General features: G+C 42.9%; 9 protein-coding genes. 2 read left to right on the top strand and 7 right to left on the bottom strand.

What is annotated here, in order from left to right:
• Window positions 1–48: 48 nt before the first annotated feature.
• The gene (locus AB2J24_RS16345; protein WP_367386250.1) at window positions 49–2,163 is read right to left on the bottom strand and encodes an acetate--CoA ligase family protein; all 2,115 of its coding nucleotides are present in this window, start codon (window positions 2,161–2,163) and stop codon (window positions 49–51) included.
• 194 nt (window positions 2,164–2,357) lie between these two features.
• On the opposite strand from AB2J24_RS16345, the gene AB2J24_RS16340 reads away from it, so the two are divergent.
• Entirely contained in the window at window positions 2,358–2,708 is a 351-nt protein-coding gene (locus AB2J24_RS16340) for a carboxymuconolactone decarboxylase family protein (RefSeq protein WP_162653373.1), read from the top strand.
• An 80-nt stretch (window positions 2,709–2,788) separates the two neighbouring features.
• Here the strand turns inward: AB2J24_RS16340 and AB2J24_RS16335 are convergent, their stop codons facing one another.
• Window positions 2,789–3,472: a helix-turn-helix domain-containing protein gene (locus AB2J24_RS16335; protein ID WP_367386249.1), complete on the bottom strand. Its 684-nt coding sequence runs from the start codon at window positions 3,470–3,472 to the stop codon at window positions 2,789–2,791.
• A 135-nt stretch (window positions 3,473–3,607) separates the two neighbouring features.
• Between AB2J24_RS16335 and AB2J24_RS16330 the strand changes: the two genes are divergently transcribed.
• Window positions 3,608–4,357 (top strand): response regulator, encoded by a 750-nt coding sequence (locus AB2J24_RS16330; protein ID WP_367386248.1) that lies wholly within the window; start codon window positions 3,608–3,610, stop codon window positions 4,355–4,357.
• On the opposite strand, the gene AB2J24_RS16325 is transcribed toward AB2J24_RS16330, so the two are convergent.
• The 5 genes from AB2J24_RS16325 to AB2J24_RS16305 form a co-directional block, all read right to left on the bottom strand.
• Complete coding sequence (locus AB2J24_RS16325) at window positions 4,354–5,877, bottom strand: PAS domain S-box protein (RefSeq protein ID WP_367386247.1); 1,524 nt, start codon at window positions 5,875–5,877, stop codon at window positions 4,354–4,356. The two genes, AB2J24_RS16330 and AB2J24_RS16325, sit on opposite strands and share 4 nt — an antisense overlap.
• Before the next feature lie 65 nt (window positions 5,878–5,942).
• Entirely contained in the window at window positions 5,943–7,091 is a 1,149-nt protein-coding gene (locus tag AB2J24_RS16320; protein WP_367386246.1) for a site-2 protease family protein, read from the bottom strand.
• Window positions 7,092–7,188: 97 nt separating this feature from the next.
• Window positions 7,189–8,385 (bottom strand): efflux RND transporter periplasmic adaptor subunit, encoded by a 1,197-nt coding sequence (locus AB2J24_RS16315; protein ID WP_367386245.1) that lies wholly within the window; start codon window positions 8,383–8,385, stop codon window positions 7,189–7,191.
• Window positions 8,386–8,389: 4 nt separating this feature from the next.
• The gene (locus tag AB2J24_RS16310) at window positions 8,390–10,756 is read right to left on the bottom strand and encodes an ABC transporter permease (RefSeq protein WP_367386244.1); all 2,367 of its coding nucleotides are present in this window, start codon (window positions 10,754–10,756) and stop codon (window positions 8,390–8,392) included.
• Window positions 10,756–11,472, bottom strand: coding sequence for an ABC transporter ATP-binding protein (locus tag AB2J24_RS16305; RefSeq protein ID WP_367386243.1), 717 nt, complete (start codon window positions 11,470–11,472; stop codon window positions 10,756–10,758). The genes AB2J24_RS16310 and AB2J24_RS16305 overlap by 1 nt, the downstream gene beginning before the upstream one ends.
• Between the last annotated feature and the right edge of the window lie 131 nt (window positions 11,473–11,603).

Raw genomic sequence — 11,603 nt, 5'->3', positions numbered from 1 at the left:
TGAAAAAACAAACTCCAAAAAACCGCTACCCAACCAACTATCTGTATTTCAATTCTTCAAACCAATGCGGGCATCCAGCGCTATGATCCCATTTACATCAGCAATAAGCGGATTGATATCAAGTTCCGCGATGGCTGGAAAATCTGAAGCAAGTTGGGATATTGCGGTAATTGCTTTGCAAATGGCCTCCTCATCAGCGGCAGGCACATGTCGATAACTTTTAAGCAGTTTACCAATACGTGTTTTCGAAATCATTTTTGTTGCATCCAATGTATGAACAGGAGGAAGCTCGATCACTTTGTCATTCATCACTTCTACCGCAGTTCCTCCCGCGCCGAACATGATGATCGGCCCAAATGTTGCATCCTGCGCAATACCCAAAATTAATTCTCTCGCATGCTCACGCTTTATCATTGGTTGAACAGCAAAACCTTGAATAGTTGCATCGGGCATTAGCTTCTTAACTCGATCAAGCATCCGGGTGGCCTGCTTTACTGCCTCTTGAGGCGTTTTAATATCAAGCACCACACCGCCGACTTCGCTTTTGTGCGTAATCTCTTCTGAGACTATTTTTATAACACATGCATCAATATTCGATTGAAGCATCACTCTTTCCGCAACTTTGCGAACTTCTGTCAGATCATGAGCTACAAGTGTTTGAGTGACCGGAATACCATAGGCTGCAACAATCTCTTTTGCCTCATACTCCGACAGCGTGCTTCGATTTTCTTGATTTGCATTATGAATGATTTGGGCGACGTAATCCTGCCTATCAAGTGCGATTGATGACTTTACTTCTGCTGATTGTCTCAAATCTCCTAAAAGATCGTGATATTGAGATAGATGATGCAGTGCAGTTATTGCATCTTCCGGCGATTCAAAGGTCGAAATTCCCGCATCATCAAAAATACCACGCGCTGATTGAGCGGTCTCATCTCCCACCCAACATGTGACAACCATTTTCTTATTATCATGGGCAGCTATATCCGCCGCAATATCTTTCGCTATTTGTACATTTGAAGAAGCGGACGTAGGGCAATTGAGAATAACAATTGAATCATATGTCTCATCCGACAATGCAGCTCTAAATGCAGCCCGATATCTGTCAGAATCTGCATCTCCTATAATATCAATGGGGTTTGAACCTGACCAATTTTTTGGAAGCACACTATCTAAATTGCTGATGAGATCACCAGATGGCGGTGCCAACTCCATACCCGACTGCAAGACCCGATCAGCGGCAATAATACCAAGGCCACCACCATTGGTAATGATTGCCGGCCTGTTGCATTTTCCTTTTGGGTGATTAGAAAGCAGTTCACCAACATCAAACAAATCCTCCAATGTATCCACACGCACCAACCCACATTTTCGAAATGCGGCATCGTAAACTTCATCACGCCCGGCCAATGCACCGGTATGTGACATGACGGCTTTAGCAGATTGTTCGGTCAATCCGACCTTAATTACTATAACGGGTTTTTTGTTTGCTGCATGACTAGCTGCTTTCATAAAATCAGCTAAACTTTTGATCGCTTCCATATATATTAATATTGCACCTGTTTCTGGATCATCACCCAAATATTCGAGCATGTTAGCGATAGAAACATCGACTGCATCCCCAAGTGATACAAGGTGTGAAAAGCCGATATCCTTAGGCCGCGCCCAATCAATAACCGATGTCAAAATCGCCCCCGATTGGGAGATAAATGCAATGTCACCTTTCTTCGGCATCAGATGAGAAAAACTAGCATCTAGGCCAATTCGAGGGGTCATAAGCCCCAGACAATTTGGCCCGAATAATCTCACGTTATGTTTTTTGGCTAAACCTGCAATTTCCAATTTATCCGGCACACCAGCGGTAACGATCGTTGCAGCCCCGCAACCAATTCGACCCAAACTATCAACAAGAGAATGCACAGTCGCTGGCGGCGTTACAATGATCGCCAGATCAGGTATCTCTGGCAGATCTTCCACCCTCGCATAGCATCGCGTTTCATAAAGATTTTCATACTTTGGGTTCACAAACCAAACCGAGCCATCAAACCCACCTTTAAGAAGATTTTTCGCTACAGCCTTACCTAAAGACCCGTCTTTTTCGCTCGCGCCGATAAGAACAACCGAACGGGGGCGAAGTGCTTTCTTTAAGTTAATTGAAGACATTTGATTGCCCTTACTTATGAGGTGAATGGATAAGGTGAGAATACTTCAAAGAACAAGTAGTGCTTTGATCCTTATCAAAAAGGCTGTCTTAATATCATTCTCAGTCTACGACCTTCAAATTTGATAAAGGTCAAATAGTCAATATTTCACCGTGGTAAAGTTCTTCAAAATTAAGCTGAATAGGAGCAAAAATCATGAAAGACTATTTACAAGTCGCCGACGAATATCACTCAGGTTATGGTAAACTAAGTAACGACATCCCAGGACCAACAGCGGCATTTAATGATCTCGTTGGCAAAGTCATAACCGATGGTGCTTTATCGGTTAAAACCAAAGAACTTATTGCGTTTGGAATAGCAATCACCGTTCGCTGTGATGGATGTATAGCAGCACATGCAAAAAGTATCTTCAAAGCTGGTGCCAGTCGCGAGGAAGTAGCTGAAATGATCGGCGTAGCTATTTTAATGGGCGGCGGTCCGTCCACAGTCTATGGTGTAGAAGCTATGCGAGCTTACGACCAACTAGCGAAGGCAAATGAAGATTAATCTTGAAAGCGCCATTAAAACCTTTGTAAACAGCGCATTCAATTTCTGCCTTGCAAGTAAATAGGCTCGATATGTACAACTTATTCATCAGGATTACTCACATTTAACAAAATGGATGGCTCTAAAATAACAACTGTTTTAGAGCCATCAAATTCAACTATTCCGTCTTTACGGAGTTTAGTAAATGTCCGGCTTATCGTCTCTATAGTTAACCCAAGAAAATCCGCGATATCAATTCTACTCATCGGCAATGATATTTTTATGACCTGACCATCATGAGTACATGAGCGGTCAGCAATTGCTATGAGGAATGACGCGAGTTTTTCGGTTGCCGATTTTTTCCCAAGCATCATGAAGTGCTCTTGCATTCCGCACACTTCTGCCGCCATATACTTCAACATTCTGTCACTAAAATCTGGATCTGTGTCCGAGCGGGCACTACAGGCATTTTTCCTGAATACGCGAACCTTCATATCCGTGATTGCCTCACATTCGTAATGATATTTGCAATCGTGGCTCACACCAACAAAATCGGATGGATATCCAAATGATATGATTTGCCTCCGGCCATTACTCAAAACCATAGAAGATCGACAGACGCCCTCTATTATTTCATAGACAGCATATGCATCATCGCCTTCATGAAATAAAATCGAACCAGCCGGAATGCTTTTAATCGTGAGACCAAGACCCTCATTGCAAAGCAACGTTGTTGCTTGAATAGCTTCAATACCTGCGGTAAATTCATGCGAAGTCACATACATTTTTGTCTCCATCGGTTTGTTGCCATATTTGATGATCATATATGACATTATAAATGTATCGACAATTTGGTTGGTTTGTATCAAATTGTATCAATAAGTATTGGTCGATGTAGGCATTCAACAGAGAGTTTCACTATGGACCAAGGCAAAATAATCCTAGTTGTCGATGATGATAGCAAAATCAGAAACTTACTCCGCCGATGCTTGGAGGCAGATGGTCATACCGTGGTCGAAGCGTCTAACGCGTTAGAAGTTGATGCCCAAATATCAGCGCAAAACATAGACCTGATTACACTGGATTTGCAACTCGGCAAAGACAACGGCCTTACCATTGCTTCCGCGCTCAGAGACAAAAGTGATGTACCAATTGTCATGGTAACCGGGAAAGGTGATTTGATAGATAAAGTCGTAGGGCTGGAAGTTGGCGCAGATGACTATATTGCAAAACCATTTCATATACGCGAAGTACAGGCGAGAATTCGCTCGGTGCTAAGACGAAGCGAACTTCGACAGTCTGCTGATCACAATCACTCTGATTTACGAACTCAATGCGATTTAGAACATAAATATATGTTTTCCGGATGGGTTGCAGATCCGGCACGGCAGGAGCTTCTAACACCAAATAAAAATGTATGTGATTTAACGACGACCGATTTCAAGTTACTTATGATATTTTTAGATAGTCCAAAACGTATCTTGTCTCGAGATCATATTATGGACAGCCTTAACGGCAATGAATGGACACCCTACGACAGAACGGTGGACAATCAAGTTGCGCGCCTTCGAAAGAAAATTGAGATTGATGCAAATAAGCCCAGTATCATTAAAACAGTTAGAGGTGTTGGATACATGTTTACCTCTGATGTGGAAAAAAGCCCCCGCTAGACTAATAACTCACGCAACATATGTGCCAGGTCGTTTAGTTTATATGGTTTCCGTAAAAGGTTGATAGAGCGGATAGTTAACTCGTCGGCATGTACGAGGTCTTCTGCATAGCCCGAAGTCATCAAAATAGCTAAATCCGGAAATTTTTCCCCCACATATCCAGCTAGTTCATAGCCTGACACACCGCCGGGCATCACAAGGTCGGTAAATACAAGCCTAATGTCTCCTCGTTGTTCCAACAATTCAATGGCTTGTTTCCCATTATCAGCTGTCACTGTTCGATAATTTAGCGCTTCTAGCCGCTCCACTGTCAACCGTTGCACACGCAAATCATCTTCGACAACAAGTATCAGTTGACCATTACCATGTTGGATTTTCTCTTGCCTTTTAGCGGTCTCTTTAAAGTAGCCCTGCTCACCTCTGGGAAGATAAATGTTGACCGTACTGCCTAAGCCAAGTTCGGAATAAACAGTTACATGACCACCAGATTGCTTAGCGAAACCATGCACCATCGAAAGACCAAGCCCTGTTCCTTTACCTGGAACCTTTGTTGTGAAAAAAGGCTCGAACACATGTTCAATCGTTTTGGCATCCATACCCTCACCAGTATCTGATACTGAAATACGTACATATTGCCCCTCCGCAATACCCGCTTCTTTGGCCAGATACTTATCATCAATAATCGCGTTTGACGTCTCGATAAATAATTCGCCACTAGACTTCATGGCATCTCGGGCATTAACAGCCAAATTGATCACAGCACTTTCAAACTGTCCTGGATCAACTTTAACACTCCACAAATCTTCAGCCAATTTTGTTTTGAGCTCCAAATCGCTTCCGATTGTACGTGATAAGATACTCAACATAGAAGTGATATGACCATTTAAATCTGTTTGCTGGGGTTGCAACACGCTCTTTCGAGCAAATGTCAGTAATCGCATGATTAGGTCAGCACCGGACTCAGCAGCAACTTGCGCTTCATTTATTAGCTTAAGTTGAGACTTGTCCTTCATTTGCATTTCGACAAGTTCCAAGTTTCCAATAATCACCGTTAGTAGATTATTGAAATCATGAGCAATACCACCAGTTAACTGGCCAATCGCTTCCATTTTTTGAGATCGCGCCAGCGCTTCTTCTGACTGTTTTCGACGCGTAAGATCGTGAATAATTCCCGTGAAAAAAACTTCGCCATCGACTTCATATTTGCTGACCGATAGATGCATCGGAAAAACCGAACCATCTTTTCGCTTTCCCTGAACGTCTCGCCCTATCCCAATGATACGATTTTCACCTGTCTGAAAATGAGCATCAATGTAATCCTGATGCTCTGATGCCCAATGTTCAGACATGAGACACTTTATGTTCTGGCCAACCAGCTCCGTACCAGAGTACCCAAAAAGATTGTTTGACGCTTTATTGTTAGATTGAACGATCCCATCTGCATTAATAGTAATAATGGCATCGACCGCTGCCTCTAATAATACATCGAGTTTTGCGACTTTATGGGTTCTATCGGGCATGAAAACTTATCTCGACTGGGATTACCCACTTTAAGTGGGGATATACCCGATTGTCAAAACCAAACTTAACTTTTAGATGTCAGTACACCAGCATGCAGATCATTTCTAATTGCCAAAAATGTCATCATGTCCGCTAACGAAACAACTCCTAAGAGCTTGCCATCTTCCTCAACCAACATTTTGCGTCGCCCACCCTCAACCATTTTCTTAAACAATTGCTCCATTGACACTAAGGGCGTGATGGTATTTTCCAAACTGGTTTTCTCAAACACATCCATAATCTTTGTAATTTGTCGGTTCTCTTCATCGATCGATTGTAGCATGTCTAAAGAAACAAACCCCATGAGGTGATTTCCCTCAAGAACAGGCACGAACGTAACATTCTTAGCTATAATAATATTGTCTATAACCGATTGAACGGATTGATCAATTTGCGCCGAATAGACCTTGCGCGACATAATCGAATTAACATTCTGCCCCTTGAGTGTGTTGGAAATAACCAGTTGTTGATAACTTCCCCTTGATGCATTTATGACAAAGAAGCCAATCAATATTTGCCAAAAGCCGCCTATAGTGTTCTGCGAGAACAGCGACAACACGCCAAGAATGATAAGAAACCATCCAAATCCAGTTCCAAACATACTCGCGATAGATGTAGCCCAAAGGAGATCTTTTTTAAAATACCAAAGCATTGCGCGCAAAATTCGTCCGCCGTCGAGTGGAAAGGCAGGCACTAAGTTAAAGCACGCTAAAACAAAATTTATCAAAGCCAGATAATTTAGTGCAGCGACAAGCGGTAAAGAACTTCCAAACTCAGTTAGCGCACCCGCGAGAGCATAAAACCCACCTGCGAGAACAAAACTCGCGATCGGTCCGGCTATAGCAATCCAGAACTCCGAAACAGGTGTACGAGGCTCTTCATCAAGTTGAGCAACACCTCCAAATATGAAAAGCGTAATACCCTCAATTTTTAGCCCATATCGACGAGCTACAATCGAATGCGATAGTTCATGCAAAACCAATGATGCGAAAAAACCAAGCATCGACACTACGCTTAGAGCAAGATAATCATAGCGTGTATAACCCGGCAAAGTTTCAGGAAAATAGTTGTCGGCTAAACTCCAAACAATAAGAGCGGCAATAAGAAGCCAACTCGGATCAAGCCTAATTTTGAAACCTGAAATTTCAATGAGTTCGAAAGCATTTTTAAACATTCTGACAACCTCTCAGTTTGCCTAGAAATATGTAATCATGCCTTACAAAAATAGGATTTGATTTATCTCAAATTCCAAATCAATTCACTCAGAAAAATTATCGCATTGTAATTTGACTACCCTCAACCAACTTGTCGCTGGGGAAAAGAACAATTTTATCCCCCACTGCAAGTCCAGTTAGCACCTCAGCAAATTCCTGATTGAGATGACCAATTTCAACGACCTGTAATTTGACAGTTCCACTGTCATCAACAAACACTACCCAAGTTCCACCTTGTCTAAAGAGCGAGGAAATAGGTACTTGTACTACGTCATCCTTTTGCCAAATCTTAAGGCTAACTAAAAGCTGATAACCATGACCAAGGTTTTCCGGAATATTATGCAGGTCAATGACAATATTCACCCGTTGCTCCTCAATACCCAGCGATGATGTTTTCGTAAAAGCAGCAGGATCAATGCGCCTCACTTGTCCTGCGAGCGGGATATCTCCTCCCCAATCCGTCATCACAACATCTGTAAGTTTATGAATTTTTGCCGCATCACTTGATAGTAGGTCAACGATAACTTCAAGATTTTTAGGATCACCAATTTCAGCAATCGTTTCACCAGCATTGATCACTCTTTCGCTATGATTTGCAACATTCAACACCACACCACTTACTGGAGCGACCACATTGATACAACATTGCTCATCTGCGTCTGAAGACAAATTTTCTTCTGGTTGCTTAAGGCGAACAAGTAAACTTTTCAGCTCAGCTTCTCGCATCGAGATCGCCGCTTCAGCACTTATAACTTCTGCCTTCGCCAACTCCAGGGCATTCACTTTTCGTTCTAGTTCGCTAATTGACAAAACATTTTTGTTCGCAAGGCTCTCTGCTCGAGTGGCATCAGATTGAGCTTGGTTTAGCGTCGTTTTTGCAAGTTGCAAATTCGCGTTTGCCAAAACAACCGCCGCTCGCGATGCGTCAGCTTTCGATTGGATTTCATTTATCGTCCGGTCATCAAGAAACGGGGGATCCAGCGGATGTATAGATGCTATTATCGTATCATCCTTTTCTACATACTGCCCCTCATCTAGCTGGACCCGACTAAGATGCCCGGCAATCGGTGCAGAAACGGTATAAATATTTCGAACCCTTGTGCGGCCTTCCTCCAATAGGTCAACTTGCATTGGCCCAGAAACAACAGATGCGAGATCGACGAGTACAGGTTTTTCTCGATATAATTCATATATGGCAAACAGGATTGTTGACCCAATTATAATCAACAATGAATATTTCATAAACTTACGCATTGGGTTACTCCCTTGTTTTTAATACTCGTATGAGATCAAGATTATCGATACGTCGACGAACAATGAGTGTGGAAAATACAGATGCGAGAAGAACAACTAAACTTGCATTTGCAAATGTTGCGGGTTTTATTACAAGCGGAATTCGAAATAGATCTGTCTCAAATCCTTTAACCACCGACCATGCAAACCCCCATCCGAGAAACCACCCCAGCGGCAATGCAAGCAACACGATCAACGCTATTTCGGTCAAAAGCACGCCAGAAACTTCGCCTTTTGTAAAACCAAAAACGCGAAGACTTGCCAGCTCCCTAGCTCTCTCAGAAAGTTGAATGCGAGCTGAGTTATAAATAACACCAAAAGTGATAATAACAGCCAATCCAACATACACCGCTGTCATCGTTGTTATATTTTGCTCGACTGTATCCTGAAATTTTTGTCGCGATATATCCTGTAGAGCCACGCCTGCAATTGCAGGTGTAGCCTTGATCAAACGATAAACCTCATCCAGTTTATGACTATCAAGTTGAACATGAACCCCACTAATTTTCTGTCCATCACGGATTATGCGATTAAGCGTATTGATATGTGTGTAGGCTGTTAAGCCGACATAGCTTTGCGCTTTCGCAACAATTGGAATAGATACAATACGGTTATCACGCCTGGTAAGATTGACCTGTACAGAATCGCCAACCTTAAGATTGAGTTTTGCTAAAACCCGTTCTGATAAGATTAGACCATTTTGCAATGGAGAAAGAGGTTTCTGCTCTTGATCCAAGATCCGCGATAGGTTTGCACCTTCAACCGTACCGACAATAATCAGTTGTTGTTCGACCAAACCATTTTTTAGTTTTACAGGTTCTGAACGAAATACTTCGCCATCAATGACACCTGGTATTTTTTTGACAAGTGAAATCGCACTTTTCGGTTGATCATGATTAAATGTGATCGTCGCGTCTTGCCTTTCTGTCTGAAAGTAGATGATGTCGATCATCTCGTCGATTGAATCATATGAGAATAGTGATGTAATCAACAGGGCAACAGACATAGATACACCAAGTATAGTCAAGCCCGATCGCACCGGCCATCTCAACAGGTGTCTTACTGCCATAACATTCAATCGAGTTAGAAGTTTAAACCTCAGTAACCACTTCAGACCAATTGCGCGATACGCTGTTGGCGCCGGAGGACGCATTGCAACAGCAGGCGGAAGTTTTACAACAGAATAAATCGCCCTTGATGCACCCAGCAAGGCTGCCCCAACCGACAAGCCGCCCGCGATTACATAAAGATCGATACTTCCCTCAAAAATGAGAAATGGAAACGAATAGAAACTCGCATAAAGGCGTGTCAAACCCCGCCCCGCCCACCAACCAAAACCGGACCCGATGATCAAACCAACCAAGGCAATAGCTATAACCAGTTTTGCATAATGCCAGGATATTGCAAAATTAGAATATCCGAGTGCTTTTAGCAGGCCAATTTGCTCTCGTTCCAAAGCAAGTAATCGATTGAGGATCATATTGACTAAGAATGCTGCCACAAACAAAAAGATCGGTGGGATAACCCGCGCCATTCCTTGTAACTGATCCAGTTCGGCATCCAGAAAAGCATGCGAAATCTGGTCCTTGCGTCCATAGGCAGCAGCACCACCATAAGGTTTGAGTATGCCGTTAATATCTTGAATTATTTTCTTTTGTGCTGCATTGCGCGTTGTTTTAAAACTAACATCATTAAACGCGCCTTCCATGTCATAAATGCCAGATAACAAAGTTTCGGACATAAACAACACACCAAATCGCCTCTCATCAGGCACCATGTCGCCAGGGCCAATATTGTAGATATATTCCGGTGACAAAACGATACCAACAATATTGAGGTTCCTTGCGTGCCCGTTTAAAACTACGTTCAACTTGTCACCAATCACAAAATCATGAGCACGCGCAAAAGTTTCAACGACAGCCACTTCATTGGAACCTGATGGCGCAGGCAAGCGTCCGTTTCTTACATGCAATCGATTAACCAGAGGAAGCCGGTGATCGGGCAGTGAAACCACTATCCCCGATGCTGGTTCCTTCATGCCAATCACCTGCAATTGAACCGGTTTAACAATCCGTGTTTCAATATTGGTAACACCAGAAATTTCAGAAAGCTGCCTGACAACACGTTTTGGCGCGCGCGTTACCGTTGAAAATATTGAACCAAATCGATAGCGTTCATAAAATGCCGATTGCGTTTCAGCCAGTGAGCGATATGCGCCAACCGCTATGATAATTGTTGATACGCCGCACGCTAATACAAGAGAAATTGCCAGGGCCTGAACCCATAATTTTCGAAGGTCTCTGAAGAGTTTTACATCTAATATCGAAAACATTACCAGATCACTTCCTCTGGCCTTATCCGGTTTTCGTTAACGTCCTCACGTTCAATTTTGCCATCTTTAAAAAACAGCACACGATGAGCAATTTTCTGGATACCGGCATTATGGGTGATAATGACGGTTGTTGTACCCAATTCTTCATTTACCCGTTGTAGCGCATTGAGCACAACAATCCCGGTTTTTGAATCTAACGCACCCGTTGGCTCATCGCATAGTAATACTTCTGGCCTTTTCGCAATCGCACGAGCAATAGCAACCCTTTGTTGCTCTCCTCCAGAAAGCTGGGCCGGAAAATGGCTCGCTCGGTCAGTCAGATCAACCATTGCCAATGCATCTTCTGCTCTCATCGGATTTTTGGAAACTTCTGTTACCAAGGCGACATTTTCCAACGCACTTAAACTTGGGATCAGATTATAGAATTGGAACACAAACCCAACATGATCGCGCCGATAGCGCGTTAACTGTCTCTCATTGCATTTACCAAGATCAAGGTCTTTAAATGTGACACTACCCAGACTAGGTTGATCTAACCCACCAAGAATATTCAAGAACGTCGATTTTCCACTGCCAGAGGGTCCAAGCAATACCGACATTTCCCCCCGATAAAGGGTCATATCCACACCATCAAGAGCGCGCACTTCCACCTCACCACTTTCGTATATTTTAGTGAGGTTTTGCGTTGTAAATATTTGCGTTCTTGAGTCATCCATTCAACACTAATAGCTCATCTCAAACTGCAAATTGTTGATCTAGCTCAATTCCGTCAGAATTGACCAAAATCAATAGACGACGCTTTCCGGATGGTAAACTTCCTCCATTATTTTTTGAACTGGAGATTGTT

Origin of the sequence: Lentilitoribacter sp. EG35 (assembly GCF_040784015.1) — a bacterium.
In the GTDB taxonomy this organism is placed as follows: Bacteria; Pseudomonadota; Alphaproteobacteria; order Rhizobiales; family Rhizobiaceae; genus Lentilitoribacter.
Note: the sequence above shows the minus strand (reverse complement) of the source record. Positions and strands in the feature narration are given on the sequence as shown.